The organism is Pseudoxanthomonas beigongshangi, assembly GCF_016820515.1.
Classification (GTDB): Bacteria; Pseudomonadota; Gammaproteobacteria; order Xanthomonadales; family Xanthomonadaceae; genus Pseudoxanthomonas_A; species Pseudoxanthomonas_A beigongshangi.
This window is the reverse complement of sequence record NZ_JADHDV010000005.1, coordinates 32,541-49,730: the sequence shown is the minus strand read 5'-3', so window position 1 is coordinate 49,730 and position 17,190 is coordinate 32,541. Positions and strand designations below refer to the sequence as shown.

The following is a 17,190-nucleotide window of genomic DNA, read 5'->3' as shown; positions in this document are numbered from 1 at the left end:
CGCAACCGGAGTCCCCCATGAAAGCCGTCGGCCTTACCCGCTACCTGCCCATCGACGATCCGCAATCCCTGCAGGACATCGAACTGCCCAAGCCAGAACCCACCGGCCACGACATCCTGGTGCGGGTGGAAGCGATCTCGGTCAACCCGGTCGATACCAAGGTGCGCGCGCCCAAGCCGCAGCAGGAAGATCCGCCGCGCGTGCTCGGCTACGACGCCGCCGGTGTGGTCGAGGCGGTCGGCGACCAGGTGACCCTGTTCGCGCCCGGCGACGAGGTCTACTACGCCGGCGACATCACCCGTGCCGGCAGCAACGCGCAGTTCCAACTGGTCGACGAGCGCATCGTCGGCCGCAAGCCGGCGACGCTGGACTTCGCCGAGGCCGCGGCGCTGCCGCTGACCACCATCACCGCCTGGGAGCTGCTGTTCCACCGCATGCCCTATTCGATCGACAACGAATGCAACCGCCGCAGCCTGCTGGTCATCGCCGGCGCCGGTGGCGTAGGGTCGATGGCGATCCAACTGGCGCGCCGCGCCGGCTTCACCGTCATCGCCACCGCCTCGCGTCCGGAAACGATCGAATGGTGCCGTTCGCTGGGCGCGCAGCACGTCATCGATCATCGACGGGATCTGGCGCCGCAACTGGCGGCGATCGGGTTTTCACAGGTCGACGCGGTGCTGAACCTGGCCGACACCGACCGCTACTGGACCGCGATTGGCGAAATCATTGCTCCGCTCGGCCATGTCGGCTTGATCGTCGAACCCAGGGGCGAGCCGCGCATCGGCGATCCCTACAAGGCCAAGTCGGTCGGCATCCACTGGGAAATGATGTTCGCGCGCCCGCGCTTCCAGACACCCGATCTGATCGAACAGCACCGGCTGCTCAGCCGCGCCGCCAGCCTGATCGATGCGGGTGAACTGCGCAGCAACCATCGCGAGACATTGGGGCCGATCAACGCCGCCAACCTGCGCGAGGCGCATCGCCGGCTGGAGTCCGGCACCACCATCGGCAAGCTGGTGCTGGCGGGCTGGGAGTGACGGCATGAGCGCAGGCGCCTGGTGGCTGTTCTGCACGCTGTCACTGATCACCGCATTCACGCCGGGACCGGCGGTGCTGCTGGCGGTTTCCAATGCCGCCACGCTGGGCGCGCGGCGGGCGCTGATCAGTTCGCTCGGCAACGCGACCGGCGTGTTCGTCGTCGCGGTCACCGCGTTGCTGGGGCTGGGAGCGTTGTTGCAGGCGTCCTCGACCGCGTTCACCGTGCTCAAGATCGCCGGTGCGATGTATCTGGTCTATCTGGGCATCCGCCAATGGCGCAGCCCGCCGCCGTTCGCGGCAGACGCTTCGCTGTCGCCGGCGAATGGCGATGCATGGCGGTTGTTCGGCCAGGGCGTGCTGGTGGCGGCGACCAATCCGAAGAGCATCCTGTTCTTCACCGCGCTGCTGCCGCAGTTCATGCAGCCGCAGGCTTCGCCCTGGCGGCAGGGCCTGCTGCTGACCGTCACCTTCGCCGCCTGCACGGTGCTGTCGCACCTGTGCTACGTCGCCGCCGCGCGCCACCTGCGCCGCTGGCTGGGTGGCGCCCGTGGGCGCTGGTGGCAGCGCCTCAGCGGCACGTTGTTCATCGGGCTGGGACTGGGCCTGCTGCGACTGCGCAGGCAGGCCACCTGACGCCGCGCGGACTCAGGCCGCGGCCGCGTCCTGCCCGCGATCGCGCTTGAGCACCGCCACCGGTTCGGCCCAACTGCTGCCGGCGCGCCGCTTGCTGGTCGCCAGCACCAGGTCCGAGGGTTCGAACACGTTGACGTTGTGGGTGATCGGCGTGGTCAGGATGTACTGGGCGTCGGTCGAGCGCAGGAAGCGGCCGACCTTTTCGATGTTGGCCACGTCCAGGTGCGCGAACGGTTCGTCGATGAAGACGAATCCGCCCGGTTGTTCCTCGTCGCGCAGCAGCGCCACCAGCAACAGCAGCGACTTCATCACCTGCTGGCCGCCGGACGCTTCGCCGTCGTCCAGGCCGATCCAGCCCTTGCGATCGAAATCGAAGCGCACGGTCAGGGCCGCCTGCGCCAGCGCGGTGTCCTCGTTGACCAGTTCCGGCATCTCCACGTCGACGCCGATGCCGGACAGCTCGCCCAGCGCGACCAGGTTCTTGCGGTAGCGGCGGACGGTGGCACGCAGCACGTTGATGTAGGCGCCCCGCGCTTCCTCGGTCAACTTGCGCGCGCGGTGCAGGTGCGCCTCGCGCTTGCCGATGGCGGCTTCCAGCCCGGCGTGGTCGGCGGCGAACTTGTCTCGCAGCGCGACGCAGCCGTCGTCCTCCACGTAGGCGCCGCGCGCCAGCCGCTCGTCGATGCGCTCGACTTCGCGACGCACCGCGTTGGCGCTTTCGTATTCGTCGCGTGCGGCCCGCAACGCGGCCACGCCGCGCCACTCCACCGGCATCTGCGCGCGGCGGCGGCGGAAGTCGACGATCCGCTGCACCAGCGCCATCCGCTCCTGCGCGATCTGGTGTTCGCGCTCGCGCAGTTCATTCTGCAGCGCCTTCAGTTCACCCGCCCGGCTGGCGGCGGCGATGCTCTCCGCCTTGTCCTCGGCGGCCAGGCGATCGAGCTCGGTGCGCACTTCCATCAAAGCGGTGGCCGCCTGCTGCGCGGCCTCGGCCAGTTCCGGCAGGCGTTCGGCCGCATCGGCGAACTCGGCCGCGCGCGTCACCAGTTCGTTGCCCGCGCCCAGTCCGAGCAGGCGCGCCTGGCTGGCGTCGACCTGCTGGCCCAACCCGCTCAGTTCTTCCTCGCGCGCATGCGCACGCTGCTGGAGGGCCGTCAGTTCCGCGCGCAGTTCGGCCAGTTGCGCCTGGCGGGCACCCGCGCCGAAGTGATGCGCGTTGCCGCCGATATGACGACCGCCACGCTGTTCGCGCAGATAGCCCTTGGCGGTAATCCAGTCCTGGCCCTTGGGCAGGCGATGGCCAGCCTGCACGTCCTCCACCCGCTGGATCCGATCCAGTTGGCGCGGCAGCCACGCCGGCGGGTCGTCGAGGAAGCGCACCACTTCCAGCAGCGAACCGCGGGTCGGCTTGTCGGCCGGCGCGCGATCGGCGACCAGGAAGTGGCGGTACTGCATCTGCTCGCCCAATTGCCACGCCGCGGCGGCGTCCTTGGGCGAATCCAGCACCAGCAGATGGCGGTAGGGCGCGAGCACCGCTTCCACCGCCGTCGCCCATTCCGGCTCTGCAATCTCGACCAGTTCGGTCAGCACCTTGTGGCCGATGCCCTTGGCGTCGAGCGCGGCACGGAAGTCGCGTTCGAACGGCTCGGTGACCCGACCGCCGCCGCTGAGCGCGGCGACCTGGGCGGTTATCTCGGCGGCGCGCTGGCGATCGCGCTGGCCTTCCAGTTTCAGCTCGGCCTGGCGCCGGCGGCCCTCCTCGACTTCCCGGCTCAGCGCCTTGACATCGGCGCCCTTGCGTCCACCCTGCAGGCGATCCAGATCGTCGCGTCGCTTGACCAGCATCTCCGCATCGCGCGCATGGTCGCGAGCATGGGTGAACACCGCTTCGGCCTCGGCCTGGCGCGCGCGCACCTCGGCCAGCGCCTGCTGCAACGTGGTGCGCTGCGCCTGCGCGCCGGCTTCCTGCGCCAGCAACGCGGCGTGCGCATGCCCGCGTTCGCGCAGCGCGCGGCGCAGGCCGGTGAGGCGCGGCCGCGCGCCTTCGATGGTGGCACGCAGATCCGCCAGTTCCACCTTCGGCACGATCTCGGTATGCAGGCGGTTGCGCTGCGACCGCAGCGACAGGCCGTCTTCGAACGAGCGCACATCGGCGCGCGAGGACTCCAGCCGCAGATGGAGCTCGGCCAGGCCCTGTTGGAGCTGGCCGATTTCCTTCTCCACGTCGAATTGCTCGCTGCGCGCGCGCTGGTAGTCGTCCAGCACCGCCTTGTCCTCGAACACGTCGAACACCAGTTGCAGCAATTCGCGCGGCGAAAGCTGGCAGAGTTTGTCGGTGGCGCCCTGCTCCAGCGTCAGCACGCGGCAGATCGCGCGGCTCAGGCCCGCGCCGGCCAGGCGCACCCGGTAGTCGCGTACGCCCAGCCATTCGCCACCCTGCTCCAGCGTCTCGATCGGCACGTCGCCGGGCACGATCTGGTAGTCGCGGGACCAGTCGCCGCCGCGCTTGCGCACCCGGCAGGCAATCGTGACCTGCTCGTCCATGTATGGGAAGAACGCGCGCTTGCCGCGCCGGTCGGCGGGATTGCTGACCACCGCGCGCAACCAGGCATAGGGCTTGCCGTTGTGGCGCAGGTAGGTCTTGTAGTCGCGCGCCATGTCGCGATCATCGATCGCCAGCAGCGTGCGCAGCGCATCCAGCAGGGTGGTCTTGCCGGAGCCGTTGGGGCCGACCACGGTGATGATCGAAGCATCCAGCGGCAGCGTGTAGCGCTGCCAGTAATCCCAGTGGACGACTTCCAGCTGACGGAACTCAAACATCGGCCTGCACCTCTTCGTCCAACGCGCTCTCGTCGAGTGCGTCCTCGTCGGGCATGTCGTCGCCCGGCATATTCCCGGACGCATCCACGCCCGCTTCCTCGCCGCGTTCGCGGGCGGCGGCCTGCGACTGCCGCGCTTCCTCGATGACCTGCGACAGCGCGCCGTCCATCACCCGGCTGGCGATGCGCTCGTAGTCGAACGCCAGGTCCAGCAGCGGGCCCTCGTGGATGCGCTCGCGGCGGCGGACGATGAAACCCTGGCGCTGCAGCGCGCCCAGGTTCATCTGCAATCGCCCCTTGCCGCCCAGCTTGTCGCTGAAGTCGGCCAGCAGGGTGCGTTCGTTGATCGGCTCGATCACTTCCGCGCCCACCGGCACCGGCTTGAGTTCGGCGAACATCTGCTCCTGTTCCTGCGCGCGCTCGCCTTCCTGGCGCGCGATCTGGCGCTGGCGCTTGGGCAGCACCAGCAGCGCCCACAGGACCACCAGCAACGCCAGCGCGTCGCGGCCCAGCGACAGGTTGCTGGCCGCCCACGCCTCGGCGTTGCCGAATACCTCGTTCTCCTGCGCGCGTGCCACGCCCACCGCCACATGCGCGGCATAGGGATGTTCGAGCAGGCGCAGGCCGGCGGCGGCGAGGCGGCGATCGAGATCGTCGCGCAGCTCGGCGTCGACCAGGACCTGGCGCATGGCGCGGTCCTCGCGCGGCAGCCAGCGCTCGGCCAGCAGCCGCGCGATCAGGGATGCGATGGGGTCACTCATGCGGTCTGGGTCTTCCGTTTCTTCGGTTTGTCTTGCTTGTCTTGTTTGTCTGGCTTGCGCGTGGCGACGGGCATGGCAGGTGTCGGCGCGGATTGCGGCAGCAACTGGCCGCGGCTCATATAGGCGACGCCGGCGCGCTGGACCTTTTCGAACACCGGTTCGACCCGCCACTGCATCGGCAACTGCGCCAGCGACGCGCCCACACCCTGCCGGTTCTCGGCACCGGCATCGCCGATCAACCCGAGCAGCGACAGCCGGTACGCGCTGAGCGCAAAGCTTTCCTGCGGCACCCAGTCGGCCAGCGGGGCCTCCTGGTCGAGGCCGGCGAGCTGATCCAGCCATTGTTCGGCATGGGCGTAGTCGTTCTGCGCGACCGGGGCCTGGGTATCGCTGGGCGCCTGCTGCGCCGGCGGCAGCGCGGTGCTTTCCTGGCCTTCGCGTTCGCGCTCGACCAGTTCGTACTCGGCCACGTCCAGGGCGATCGGCCCGAGCACGAAGGCCGGCATCGGCGTGCGCACCAGCACGTCGTCGGCCAGGGCGGCCAGCGCGTCGATGTCGCGGGCGCGCAGGAAACGGTTGACGTCGGAAGAGGACAGTCCGCTCGCGCCCAGGTGCACGCGGTGGCGATCCAGCTGGTTCAGCGCGCGCTGGAACACCGACGCCTGGCGCAGCAACGCGCTCTGCGCGCGGCCGATCTGCTGGGCCACCCGATGGGTCGCGGTATCCAGATCGCCGTCGGCGGCGATGTCGCGAATCAGTTCGGTGCCCTTCTCCACCCATTGCCAGACCGACTGCAACGTATCGGCGGCGCGCTGGATGCGGTGTTCCGAACCGCTCAGCACGGCCTGGTCGAAGTCCTCGCGCAGTTCGTTGAGCCGCGACAGCAGGTGCTGCAGATCGTCGGCGCCGACCCGGCCCACCGCCTGGCCCGCGGCCAGCTGCGCGGTGACGTAGGCCAGTTCGTCGCCTTCGCGGTTGAACTGCAGCAGCATGCCGATCGCCGCCAGCGCCTGGCGCCCGACCGGACTGATGCGGTAGCGCTGGCTGTGCGCTTCCCATAGCAGCAGGCCGTTCTCGCGCAGGCGTCCCAGCACGGTGTCGAACTTGACCGGATCCAGATACGCGAACTGGTCGCGCAGTTCCTGCGGACTCCAGTCCGGCGCCTGCCCGCGCTCGCCGATCGTGCGCAAGACCAGCAGGCGCACCATGACGTTCTCCTCGCCCCCGTGGAACAGGGTCGAGAAGGCCCGCAACTGATCGCGGGCGGCAAGCAGGGGGTGGAGGTCCGGCAGATCCGCGGCGGCGATGCCGTCGCGCAGGTAGTCGTGCAGGGGAGGTGATGCGGCGTCCATGACGTCCCGAAAGCCTTGGTCCCCTATGGTCCCCGAGCCGGCCGGACGGGACAACTCTTGCCAAGCGGGCGCGTTCTGTGCCGTGCTTGCGCTTGTCCCGGAGGTGGCGCCAGCACTTGCGCCGGCGCGCTGCCCGGGGCATCGTGTCGCATCCATACGCCAGCGTATCCATCGCCCGCATGACGTCCAGCGCCGCCGCCCTCCCCGCCGAGCACTATCCGCACCTGTTCGCCCCGCTGGATCTGGGTTTCACCCGCGTCCGCAACCGCATCCTGATGGGTTCGATGCACACCGGCCTGGAGGACCGCGCCCGCGACTTCCCGCGGCTGGCCGCCTATTTCGCCGAACGCGCCGCCGGCGGCGTGGGCCTGATGGTGACCGGCGGCTTCTCGCCCAACCTGGTCGGCTGGCTGAAGCCGTTCGGCGGCAAATTGTCCTGGCCGTGGGAAGTGCGTCCGCACAAGTTCGTCACCCGCGCCGCGCACGAGCACGGCGCGCTGATCTGCCTGCAGCTGCTGCATGCCGGCCGCTACGCCTACCACCCGCTCTCGGTGGCGCCGTCGAAGCTGAAGGCGCCGATCAATCCGTTCACCCCGCGCGCGATGTCCGCGCGCGCCGTGCAGTCGCAAATCAACGCCTATGCCGGCGCTGCCCGGCGCGCCCGCGATGCCGGTTACGACGGTGTCGAGGTGATGGGCTCGGAAGGCTATCTGATCAACGAGTTCACCGCGCCGCGCACCAATCGCCGCAACGATGCCTGGGGCGGCACCCCGGAAAAGCGCATGCGCTTCGCGGTCGAGATCGTCCGCCGCATCCGCGAGGCCTGCGGGCCGGACTTCATCATCATCTACCGGCTGTCGCTGCTGGATCTGGTGGAGGACGGCAACCAGTGGGAGGAGATCCTCGCCCAGGCCCGCGCGGTGGAGGCGGCCGGCGCGACAATCATCAATTCCGGCATCGGCTGGCACGAGGCGCGGGTGCCGACCATCGTCACCTCGGTGCCGCGCGCGGCGTTCGTCGACGTCACCGCCAAGCTCAAGCCGCATGTGTCGGTGCCGGTGGTCGCGACCAACCGCATCAACATGCCGGACGTGGCCGAGGGCATCCTGGCCGCCGGCAAGGCCGACATGGTGTCGCTGGCGCGGCCCCTGCTGGCCGATCCGCAGTGGCCGGAGAAGGCACGCACCGGCCGCGCGCACGCCATCAATACCTGCATCGCCTGCAACCAGGCCTGCCTGGATCATGTGTTCGAGAACAAGACCGCCAGCTGCCTGGTCAATCCGCGCGCCTGCGCGGAAACCGAGCTGAACTATCCGAAGACCTTCGCCGCCAAACGCGTCGCCGTGGTCGGCGCCGGGCCGGCCGGGCTGGCCTGCGCGACCGTGGCCGCCGAACGCGGACACCGGGTCACCCTGTTCGATGCCGAGCCGGAAATCGGCGGGCAGTTCAATTTCGCCAAGCGCATCCCCGGCAAGGAGGAATTCCACGAGACCCTGCGCTATTTCCGCCATCGGCTGGAAGAGACCGGCGTCGAAGTGAAGCTCTCCACGCACGCCGATGCGGCGCTGCTGGCCGGCTTCGACGAAGTGGTGCTGGCGACCGGCATCACCCCGCGCCGCGTGGATTTTCCCGGCGCCGATCACCCCAGGGTGATCAGCTATACCGACGTACTGTCGGGCCGGGTCACGGTCGGCGCCCGCGCGGCGTTGATTGGCGCCGGCGGCATCGGATTCGACGTGGCCGAGTTCCTGGTCCAGGAAGGCCCCTCGTCCAGCCTGGATCCCGCGCGCTGGATGGCCGAATGGGGCGTGGACGCGACCTTCGAGGGCCGCGGCAGCCTGGCCCGCCCGCACCCCGAACCGCCGGCCCGCCAGGTCTGGCTGCTCCAGCGCAGCGCCGGCAAGCCGGGCGCGCGGCTGGGCAAGACCAGCGGCTGGGTCCACCGGGCGACGCTCAAGGCGAAGCAGGTGAAGATGCTGGGCGGGGTCGAGTATCTGGGCGTGGACGACGCCGGCCTGCACATCCGCGTGGACGATACCGAACAGGTGCTGCCAGTCGATCACGTGGTGGTCTGCGCCGGCCAGGAGCCACGCCGGGAACTGCAGGCGGCGTTGCTGGCCGCTGGCCGCACCCCGCACCTGATCGGCGGTGCCGACGTGGCCGCCGAACTCGACGCCAAGCGCGCCATCGCGCAGGGCAGCCGGCTGGCCGCGGCGCTCTGAACCGACGGGCGGCGAGGCGGTCCCTCGCCGCGCTTGATGACGGCCATCACGGAATCATGCGCGCGCATCGCCGCGCATGCATGCGACCACGGCGCTTTTCCCGGGCTTTTCAGGCGCTTCCCGCCAGCGCGCGACGGTTCTCGGATGCACCGCCAAGCCGCCTCGACCTTGACACGGTTTTCACCAACAAGCATTTCCAATCAAATACTTAGTAGAGCTGTCAACCCGGCGTGTTCAGGGGGGGTTCCGGTTTTCGCCCGTACCTTGCGCCAACTTTTTCGGCCCGCCCCCCAGTTCCGGCAGGCCGCCCCGGCGCCCTCATCATTCAGCCGGGACCCCGGGCAGCCCGTGTGAAGGCTGCCTCCCCATGACGCCCTGCCGCGTCCCTCCCCCGCCGCTTCCAATGGATCGGAACGGTCGGGACCGGCAAAGACGGAGCAAGGAGTTCCCATGAAACTGGCCTGGATTCTCTGGCTGTCGCAGATGTTGCCGCAGCCGGCCGCTGATTCGTTGTGCCTCAGTACCACCGTATACCTGGAAGCCCGCGACCAGACCCTGCGCGGCCAGCAAGCCGTCGCCGAGGTCGCCCTGCGCCGCCGCGACAGCGGCCTGTGGGGTGATTCGGTCTGCGAGGTGGTGACCGCCCGCAAGCAGTTCGCCCCCACCATCGTCGCCCCCGGCACCCGCCTGCAGAACGCGGACGCCTGGGCCAAGTCGGTCAGCGTGGCCCTGAACGCCGAGCGCAACTGGGCCCTCCCGCCCGGCCAGCGCAAGGAAATCGTGCCCGGCGCCAGCCACTTCATGGCCCACCAGATCGCCAGCCCGAGCTGGCGCAACGCCTACCGCGTGGCCACCATCGGCGATCACACCTTCCTGCGCGTGCAGTCGCTCAAGCCGCAGCCACCGCGCTCGTAAACCCGAGCGCCCGGTCGCCGACGCGGCGATTTTCCCCTTCCGGCAAGCGGGCCGTCCGTGACGGTCCGTTACGGCGGTGGCCTTGTGGGCCCTGGACAGGTCTGGGAGAGTTCCCGGATCGCTTTCTAGTACCTGGAGTCCACCCATGAAGCTGTACAGCAAGCCCGGCGCCTGTTCCACCGCCGACCATATCGCCCTGCAATGGACCGGCCAGCCCTTCGAGTTGAAGGTGATGACCGCCGCGGAGATGAAGGCGCCGGAGTACCTGGCGATCAACCCGACCGGCGCGGTCCCGGCGATTGTCGACGGCGACTTCGTCCTGACCCAGAACGCCGCGATCATGGGCTATATCGCCGACCGCTACCCGCAGGCCGGGCTGGGCGGCGACGGTTCCGCGCAGCAGCGCGCCGAGGCGGCGCGCTGGCTGTCCTTCGTCAACTCCGACGTGCATCCGGCTTTCACCCCGCTGTTCGCGCCGGGCAAGTTCATCGCCGACGAATCCGAGTTCGATGCCATCAAGGCCACCGCCCGCAAGCGCCTGCGCGGCCTGTTCGAAAGCGCCAACCAGCGGCTTGAAGGCCGGCAGTGGCTGGCGGGCTTCCGCAGCTTCGCCGATCCCTATCTCTACATCACCCTGCGCTGGGCGGGTAACGTCGGCGTGGATCTGGGCGGCCTGGACAACCTGGCGGCATTCCGCCAGCGCATGGAAGCCGACCCGGGCGTGCAGGCGGCGCTCAAGGCCGAAGGCCTGCACTGAAACAAACGGAAGGGCGGGCCAAGGCCCGCCCTTCTCGTTTCAACAATCGATGCCACCAGCCGACATCCCCATATGCGCGCGGAGACGTCGGCTCCGCGCCGATTCAGAACGCATCGCCGGGAACGCGCACCCAGCCTTCCATCAGGATGCGGGCGCTGCGGCTCATGATGGCCTTGGCGACTTTCCATTCGCCATTTTCCTGCGTGGCTTCCGCGCCCACCCGCAACGTGCCGGACGGATGACCGAAGCGCACCGCGCTGCGTTCACCACCGCCCGCGGCCAGATTGACCAGCGTGCCCGGCACCGCCGCGGCGGTGCCGATGGCGACGGCGGCGGTGCCCATCATCGCGTGATGCAGCTTGCCCATCGACATCGCGCGCACCAGCAGGTCGATATCATCCGCGCCCACCTGCTTGCCGCTGGAAGTGACGTAGTCCTTCGCCGGCGCCACGAACGCCACCTTCGGCGTGTGCTGGCGGCGCGCGGCCTCCGACACATCGGCGATCAATCCCATCCTTACCGCGCCGTGCGCACGGATCGCCTCGAACATCGCCAGCGCCTTCGGGTCACCGTTGATGGCGTCCTGCAATTCCGCGCCGGTGTAGCCGATGTCGGTGGCGTTGACGAAGATGGTCGGGATGCCGGCATTGATCAGCGTCGCCGGAAACTTGCCGACGCCTGGCACGTCCAGCTCATCGACCAGGTTGCCGGTCGGAAACATCGCGCCGCCGCCCTCGCCTTCGCCCTCGTCGGCCGGATCCAGGAACTCCAGCTGCACCTCGGCTGCCGGGAATGTCACGCCGTCCAGTTCGAAGTCCCCGGTTTCCTGCACCTGCCCGCCGGTGATCGGCATGTGTGCGACGATGGTCTTGCCGATGTTCGACTGCCAGATACGCACCGTGCAGACACCGTCCTGAGGGATGCGCGCGGCATCGACCAGTCCACCCGCGATGGCGAACGATCCCACCGCCGCCGACAGGTTGCCGCAGTTGCCGCTCCAGTCGACGAAGGCGCTGTCGATGGACACTTGGCCGAACAGGTAATCGACATCGTGGTCCGGCCGCTCGCTCTTCGCCAGGATCACCGTCTTGCTGGTGCTGGAAGTCGCGCCGCCCATGCCGTCGATCTGCTTGCCGTAGGGATCGGGGCTGCCGATTACCCGCAGCATCAGCGCATCGCGCGCCGCGCCCGGCGCGCGCGCGGGTTCGGGTAGATCCTGCAGCCGGAAGAACACGCCCTTGCTGGTGCCTCCGCGCATGTAGGTGGCGGGGATTCGGATCTGGGGCACGTGCGGCATGGAGGTCTCGGTGTTCGGTCAGGGGTTGTCGGGAATCTGGGGTTCGACCACGTTGGCCAGCAGGGTCAACGACTCCTGCCAGCCGAGGTAACAGAACTCCACCGGAATCATCGCCGGAATGCCTTCCTGCACGATGCTGATCTCGGTGCCGCAGGCCACCGCCTTGAGCGAGACGCTGACCTGCATGGTGCCCGGCAACGCCGGGTTCTCGAACTGATCGTCGTAGCGGATGCGCTCACCCGGCACCAGTTCGCGATAGGTGCCGCCGAAGGCATGGCTGGAGCCGGTGCCGAAATTGGTGAACGACATCCGGTAGGTCCCGCCGACCACCGGATCGATGTGGTGGACCTTGCCGGTGAAGCCGTGTGGCGGCAGCCACTTCACCATGGCCTCCGGATCCAGGAAGGCGCGGTAGACGCGCTCGGGCGGCGCGCGCAGGACGCGGTGCAGGCGGACGGTTCCGGTCTCGTTCGACATGGTCATGGCCTCTCGGGGATGGTCCGTCCCACTCTAGCGCGGCGGGCGCAAGACGGCGTCACGCCGCCTGCGCCGACTCCAGGAAGTCCTGGGCGAAGCGCTGGAGCACGCCGCCGGCTTCGTAGATCGAGACTTCCTCGTCGCTGTCCAGGCGGCACGTCACCGGTACCTCGATGCGCTCGCCGTCGCGGCGATGGATCACCAGGGTCAGCGTCGCGCGTGGCCTGCGTTCACCGACGACGTCGAAGGTCTCGGTGCCGTCGATGCCCAGGGTCAGGCGGGTGGTGCCGGGCTGGAACTCCAGCGGCAGCACGCCCATGCCGATCAGGTTGGTGCGGTGGATGCGTTCGAAGCCCTCGGCGACGATCGCCTCGACGCCCGCCAGGCGCACGCCCTTGGCCGCCCAATCGCGCGACGAACCCTGTCCGTAGTCGGCACCGGCGATGATGATCAGCGGCTGCTTGCGCTCCATGTAGATCTCGATCGCTTCCCACATGCGCATCACCCGGCCTTCCGGCTCGACCCGCGCCAGCGAGCCCTGCTTCACGCCGCCGTCGGGGTTGCGCACCATCTCGTTGAACAGCTTCGGATTGGCGAAGGTCGCGCGCTGCGCGGTCAGGTGGTCACCGCGGTGGGTGGCATAGGAATTGAAGTCCTCTTCCGGCAGGCCCATCTTCGCCAGATACTCGCCGGCCGCGCTGTCCAGCAGGATCGCGTTGGACGGTGACAGGTGATCGGTGGTGATGTTGTCCGGCAGCACCGCCAGCGGGCGCATGCCGCGCAGCGAGCGTTCGCCGGCCAGCGCGCCCTCCCAGTACGGTGGGCGGCGGATGTAAGTGCTCATCGGGCGCCAGTCGTACAGCGGGCTGGCGCGTTCGCCGTGTTCGACCCGCACGTTGAACATCGGACCGTACACGCGGCGGAACTGTTCCGGCTTCACCGAGGCGCGCACCACCGCGTCGATTTCCTCGTCGCTCGGCCACAGGTCCTTCAGCCGGATCTCGCGCCCCTCGAACGTGCCCAGCACGTCCTTCTCGATATCGAAACGCACGGTGCCGGCGATCGCGTAGGCCACCACCAGCGGCGGCGAGGCCAGGAAGGCCTGCTTGGCGTAGGGATGGATGCGGCCGTCGAAGTTGCGGTTGCCGGACAGCACGGCGGTCGCATACAGGTCGCGATCGACGATTTCCTGCTGGATCTTCGGATCCAGCGCGCCGGACATGCCGTTGCAGGTGGTGCAGGCGAAGGCGACCACGCCGAAGCCGAGCTTTTCCAGTTCCGGGGTCAGTCCGGCCTCGTCCAGGTACAGCGCGACCGCCTTGGAACCGGGTGCCAGCGACGACTTCACCCATGGCTTGCGGGTCAGGCCGACCCGGTTGGCGTTGCGTGCCAGCAGCGCGGCGGCGATCACGTTGCGCGGATTGCTGGTGTTGGTGCAGCTGGTGATGGCGGCGATAATGACCGCGCCATCCGGCATCAGGCCCTCGGCCTCCTGCGCGCGTGCCTGCGCCAGATCGCCGGCGATGCCCTTCTCCGCCAGATCGGCGGTGGCGACTCGGGCATGCGGATTGGACGGACCGGCCATGTTGCGGACGACACTGGAAAGATCGAACGCCAGCGTCCGTTCGTATTCGGCGTTGCCCAGGCTGTCGGCCCACAGGCCGGCGGTCTTCGCGTAGGTTTCGACCAGGCGGACCTGCTCTTCCTCGCGACCGGTCAGGCGCAGGTAGTCCAGGGTCTGGCCGTCGATGAAGAACATCGCCGCGGTGGCGCCGTACTCCGGCGCCATGTTGGAGATGGTCGCGCGGTCGCCCAGGGTGAGCGCGGCGGCGCCTTCACCGCGGAACTCCAGATAGGCGCCGACCACCTTCTGCTTGCGCAGGAACTCGGTCAGCGCCAGCACGATGTCGGTGGCGGTGATGCCGGGCTGCGGGCGGCCGGTCAGCTCGACGCCGACGATGTCGGGCAGGCGCATCCAGGAGGCGCGCCCCAGCATCACGTTCTCCGCTTCCAGGCCGCCGACACCGATCGCGATCACGCCCAGCGCATCGACATGCGGGGTGTGGCTGTCGGTGCCCACGCAGGTATCCGGGAAGGCCACGCCGCCACGCACCTGGATCACCGGCGACATCTTCTCCAGGTTGATCTGGTGCATGATGCCGTTCCCCGGCGGGATGACGTCGACGTTCTCGAACGCATGCCGCGTCCATTCGATGAAGTGGAAGCGATCCTCGTTGCGGCGATCCTCGATGGCGCGGTTCTTGGAAAACGCGTCCGGATCGTAGCCGCCGCATTCCACCGCCAGCGAGTGATCCACGATCAGCTGTACCGGCACCACCGGATTGACCTTGGCCGGATCCCCGCCCTTGTCGGCGATGGCGTCGCGCAGGCCGGCCAGGTCGACCAGCGCGGTCTGGCCGAGGATGTCGTGGCAGACCACGCGCGCCGGGAACCACGGAAAGTCGAGATCGCGGCGACGTTCGATCAGCTGCTTCAGCGAATCGGTCAGCGCTGCCGGTTCGCAGCGGCGTACCAGGTTTTCCGCCAGCACACGCGAGGTGTACGGCAGCCGGTCGTAGGCGCCGGGCGCGATCGCGTCGACCGCGGCGCGCGCGTCGAAGTAGTCCAGTGAGGTGCCCGGCAGGGCCTTGCGGTATTCGGTGTTCATGGCTTCGCGGTCGGCGTGGCTTTGCGGCGGTCGGGATTCCAGGCCATCGATGGCGGCTCCGCGCGTTCCCGGACGGAAACGCGCGGGCACGGCCGAATCAACGCTGGTCGATCGGGACGAACTTCAGGTTTTCGGGGCCGGTGTAGTTGGCGCTGGGGCGGATGATCTTGCCGTCGATGCGCTGCTCGATGACGTGCGCGCTCCAGCCGCTGGTGCGGGCGATGACGAACAGCGGGGTGAACATCGCGGTCGGCACGCCCATCATGTGGTAGCTCACCGCGCTGAACCAGTCCAGGTTGGGGAACATCTTCTTGATGTCCCACATCACCGCTTCCAGGCGCTCGGCGATGGCGTACATCTTGGTGCTCTGCTGTTCCTCGGACAGATCCTTCGCCACCTGCTTGATCACGTCGTTGCGCGGATCGCCGACGGTGTAGACCGGATGGCCGAAACCGATGACCACTTCCTTGCGTTCGACCCGCGCCTTGATGTCGGCCTCGGCCTCGTCCGGCGTCTCGTAACGCTTCTGCACCTCGAACGCCACTTCGTTGGCGCCGCCGTGCTTGGGTCCGCGCAGCGCGCCGATGGCGCCAGTGATGCATGAGTGCATGTCGCTGCCGGTGCCGGCGATCACGCGCGCGGTGAAGGTCGAGGCGTTGAACTCATGCTCGGCGTACAGGATCAGCGAGGTGTGCATCGCGCGCACCCACGAGTCGCGCGGCTTCTCGCCATGCAGCAGGTGCAGGAAGTGGCCGCCGATCGAGTCGTCGTCGGTCTCCACGTCGATGCGCTTTCCGTTGTGGCTGTAGTGGTACCAATACAGCAGCATCGAACCCAGCGAGGCCATCAGCTTGTCGGCGATGTCGCGCGCGCCCGGGTGGTTGTGGTCGTCCTTCTCCGGCGACACGCAGCCCAGCACCGACACGCCGGTGCGCATCACGTCCATCGGGTGCGCCGACGGCGGCAGCTGTTCCAGCGCGGTCTTGACCGAGGCCGGGATGCCGCGCAGCGACTTCAGCTTGGCCTTGTAGCCGGCCAGTTCGGCGCAGTTGGGCAGCTTGCCGTGGACCAGCAGGTAGGCGACTTCCTCGAACTCGCTGGTAGTGGCGATGTCGAGGATGTCATAGCCGCGGTAGTGCAGATCGTTGCCGCTGCGGCCGACCGTGCACAGCGCGGTGTTGCCGGCGGCGGTGCCGCTCAGGGCGACGGACTTCTTCGGCTTGAAGCCGGTGGCTGGGGTGGGTTCACTCATTGCTGCCTCCCGATGGTGTGGCGGTGCGGCGGAAGCTGCTCCACCGCGCTGGAATGACCGGGGACGGACCGAACCGCCCCCCGGGCTGATGTCAGGCGTCGCCCTTCTTCGCGAACAGGGCGTCGAGCTTGTCTTCGTAGGCGTGGTAGCCCAGGTAGTCGTACAGGTCCGCGCGCGACTGCAGGGTATCGATGATGTTCTTCTGGGTGCCTTCGCGGCGCACGGTCTCGTAGAAGTTCAACGCCGCCTTGTTCATGGCGCGATAGGCGCCGCAGCAGTACAGCGCGATGTCCACGCCGGCCGTGCGCAGTTCGTCGACGGTGAAGAACGGGGTGGAGCCGAACTCGGTCAGGTTGGCCAGGATCGGCACCTTCACCGCGTCCTTGAAACGGCGGTAGTCCTCCAGCGTCTTCATCGCCTCGGGGAAGATCATGTCCGCGCCCGCCTCGACATAGGCCACCGCGCGTTCGATCGCCGAGTCGATGCCCTCGACGGCGGCGGCGTCGGTGCGCGCCATGATCACGAAGCCTTCATCGCCACGCGCGTCCACCGCGGCCTTGACCCGATCGACCATCTCGTCCTTCGACACCACTTCCTTGCCGGGCCGATGGCCGCAGCGTTTCTGGCCGACCTGGTCCTCCATGTGCACGGCGGCAACGCCGACGCGCTCGAACGAACGGATGGTGCGCGCGATGTTGAACGCGCCGCCCCAGCCGGTGTCGATGTCGACCAGCAGCGGCAAACCGGTGGCGTCGACGATGCGGCGCGCGTCGGTCAACACGTCTTCCATTGTGCTGATGCCCAGATCGGGCATGCCCAGCGAGTTGGCGGCGACGCCGCCGCCGGACAGGTACAGCGCCTTGTAGCCGACGCGGCGGGCCATCAGGCCGGCATAGGCGGTGATGGCGCCCATCACCTGCAGCGGGGATTCCTCGGCGATCGCGGCGCGGAAGCGCGCGCCGGCGGATGCGTTGCTCATGCATGTCTCCTGCGGAAGCG

13 protein-coding genes are annotated in these 17,190 nt (G+C 68.6%); 5 read left to right on the top strand and 8 right to left on the bottom strand.

The genetic code is table 11. The features are described 5' to 3' along the window. Positions 1–17: 17 nt before the first annotated feature. Entirely contained in the window at positions 18–1,037 is a 1,020-nt protein-coding gene (locus IQ458_RS05195; RefSeq protein WP_203322122.1) for a zinc-binding alcohol dehydrogenase family protein, read from the top strand. Between the two features lie 4 nt (positions 1,038–1,041). Continuing rightward, positions 1,042–1,671, top strand: coding sequence for a LysE family translocator (locus IQ458_RS05190; RefSeq protein WP_203322121.1), 630 nt, complete (start codon positions 1,042–1,044; stop codon positions 1,669–1,671). Positions 1,672–1,683: 12 nt separating this feature from the next. On the opposite strand, the gene IQ458_RS05185 is transcribed toward IQ458_RS05190, so the two are convergent. From IQ458_RS05185 to IQ458_RS05175, 3 genes are read right to left on the bottom strand one after another with little or no spacing between them, the layout of a single operon-like run. Continuing rightward, complete coding sequence (locus IQ458_RS05185) at positions 1,684–4,491, bottom strand: AAA family ATPase (RefSeq protein ID WP_203322120.1); 2,808 nt, start codon at positions 4,489–4,491, stop codon at positions 1,684–1,686. Further along, positions 4,484–5,251, bottom strand: coding sequence for a hypothetical protein (locus IQ458_RS05180; protein WP_203322119.1), 768 nt, complete (start codon positions 5,249–5,251; stop codon positions 4,484–4,486). Before IQ458_RS05180 ends, IQ458_RS05185 begins: the two co-directional genes overlap by 8 nt. Next, the gene (locus IQ458_RS05175; protein ID WP_203322118.1) at positions 5,248–6,603 is read right to left on the bottom strand and encodes a hypothetical protein; all 1,356 of its coding nucleotides are present in this window, start codon (positions 6,601–6,603) and stop codon (positions 5,248–5,250) included. The genes IQ458_RS05180 and IQ458_RS05175 overlap by 4 nt, the downstream gene beginning before the upstream one ends. Positions 6,604–6,782: 179 nt before the next feature. Here IQ458_RS05175 and IQ458_RS05170 point away from each other — a divergent pair, with 179 nt between their 5' ends. The 3 genes from IQ458_RS05170 (at position 6,783) to IQ458_RS05160 (ending at position 10,497) form a co-directional block, all read left to right on the top strand. Beyond that, complete coding sequence (locus IQ458_RS05170; RefSeq protein ID WP_203322117.1) at positions 6,783–8,825, top strand: NADPH-dependent 2,4-dienoyl-CoA reductase; 2,043 nt, start codon at positions 6,783–6,785, stop codon at positions 8,823–8,825. Between the two features lie 450 nt (positions 8,826–9,275). Further along, entirely contained in the window at positions 9,276–9,740 is a 465-nt protein-coding gene (locus IQ458_RS05165; RefSeq protein WP_192199249.1) for a cell wall hydrolase, read from the top strand. Positions 9,741–9,885: 145 nt separating this feature from the next. After that, positions 9,886–10,497 (top strand): glutathione S-transferase N-terminal domain-containing protein, encoded by a 612-nt coding sequence (locus tag IQ458_RS05160; RefSeq protein ID WP_183638620.1) that lies wholly within the window; start codon positions 9,886–9,888, stop codon positions 10,495–10,497. 103 nt (positions 10,498–10,600) lie between these two features. Here IQ458_RS05160 and prpF read toward each other — a convergent pair whose 3' ends face one another. The 5 genes from prpF to prpB form a co-directional block, all read right to left on the bottom strand. Then, complete coding sequence (gene prpF / locus IQ458_RS05155) at positions 10,601–11,794, bottom strand: 2-methylaconitate cis-trans isomerase PrpF (protein WP_203322116.1); 1,194 nt, start codon at positions 11,792–11,794, stop codon at positions 10,601–10,603. Between the two features lie 18 nt (positions 11,795–11,812). Beyond that, the gene (locus IQ458_RS05150; protein ID WP_203322211.1) at positions 11,813–12,271 is read right to left on the bottom strand and encodes an SRPBCC family protein; all 459 of its coding nucleotides are present in this window, start codon (positions 12,269–12,271) and stop codon (positions 11,813–11,815) included. 58 nt (positions 12,272–12,329) lie between these two features. Beyond that, positions 12,330–14,939, bottom strand: a complete 2,610-nt coding sequence (gene acnD / locus IQ458_RS05145) for a Fe/S-dependent 2-methylisocitrate dehydratase AcnD (protein WP_203322210.1) — start codon at positions 14,937–14,939, stop codon at positions 12,330–12,332. Between the two features lie 97 nt (positions 14,940–15,036). Then, complete coding sequence (gene prpC, locus IQ458_RS05140) at positions 15,037–16,191, bottom strand: bifunctional 2-methylcitrate synthase/citrate synthase (RefSeq protein WP_203322115.1); 1,155 nt, start codon at positions 16,189–16,191, stop codon at positions 15,037–15,039. A 91-nt stretch (positions 16,192–16,282) separates the two neighbouring features. After that, complete coding sequence (gene prpB / locus IQ458_RS05135; protein ID WP_192199245.1) at positions 16,283–17,170, bottom strand: methylisocitrate lyase; 888 nt, start codon at positions 17,168–17,170, stop codon at positions 16,283–16,285. Between the last annotated feature and the right edge of the window lie 20 nt (positions 17,171–17,190).

Bases quoted from the DNA above. Each gene is read 5' to 3' on its own strand.
- IQ458_RS05195 (WP_203322122.1), top strand. From the start codon at position 18: ATGAAAGCCGTCGGCCTTACCCGCTACCTGCCCATCGACGATCCGCAA.
- IQ458_RS05190 (WP_203322121.1), top strand. From the start codon at position 1,042: ATGAGCGCAGGCGCCTGGTGGCTGTTCTGCACGCTGTCACTGATCACC.
- IQ458_RS05185 (WP_203322120.1), bottom strand. From the start codon at position 4,491: ATGTTTGAGTTCCGTCAGCTGGAAGTCGTCCACTGGGATTACTGGCAG.
- IQ458_RS05180 (WP_203322119.1), bottom strand. From the start codon at position 5,251: ATGAGTGACCCCATCGCATCCCTGATCGCGCGGCTGCTGGCCGAGCGC.
- IQ458_RS05175 (WP_203322118.1), bottom strand. From the start codon at position 6,603: ATGGACGCCGCATCACCTCCCCTGCACGACTACCTGCGCGACGGCATC.
- IQ458_RS05170 (WP_203322117.1), top strand. From the start codon at position 6,783: ATGACGTCCAGCGCCGCCGCCCTCCCCGCCGAGCACTATCCGCACCTG.
- IQ458_RS05165 (WP_192199249.1), top strand. From the start codon at position 9,276: ATGAAACTGGCCTGGATTCTCTGGCTGTCGCAGATGTTGCCGCAGCCG.
- IQ458_RS05160 (WP_183638620.1), top strand. From the start codon at position 9,886: ATGAAGCTGTACAGCAAGCCCGGCGCCTGTTCCACCGCCGACCATATC.
- prpF (WP_203322116.1), bottom strand. From the start codon at position 11,794: ATGCCGCACGTGCCCCAGATCCGAATCCCCGCCACCTACATGCGCGGA.
- IQ458_RS05150 (WP_203322211.1), bottom strand. From the start codon at position 12,271: ATGTCGAACGAGACCGGAACCGTCCGCCTGCACCGCGTCCTGCGCGCG.
- acnD (WP_203322210.1), bottom strand. From the start codon at position 14,939: ATGAACACCGAATACCGCAAGGCCCTGCCGGGCACCTCACTGGACTAC.
- prpC (WP_203322115.1), bottom strand. From the start codon at position 16,191: ATGAGTGAACCCACCCCAGCCACCGGCTTCAAGCCGAAGAAGTCCGTC.
- prpB (WP_192199245.1), bottom strand. From the start codon at position 17,170: ATGAGCAACGCATCCGCCGGCGCGCGCTTCCGCGCCGCGATCGCCGAG.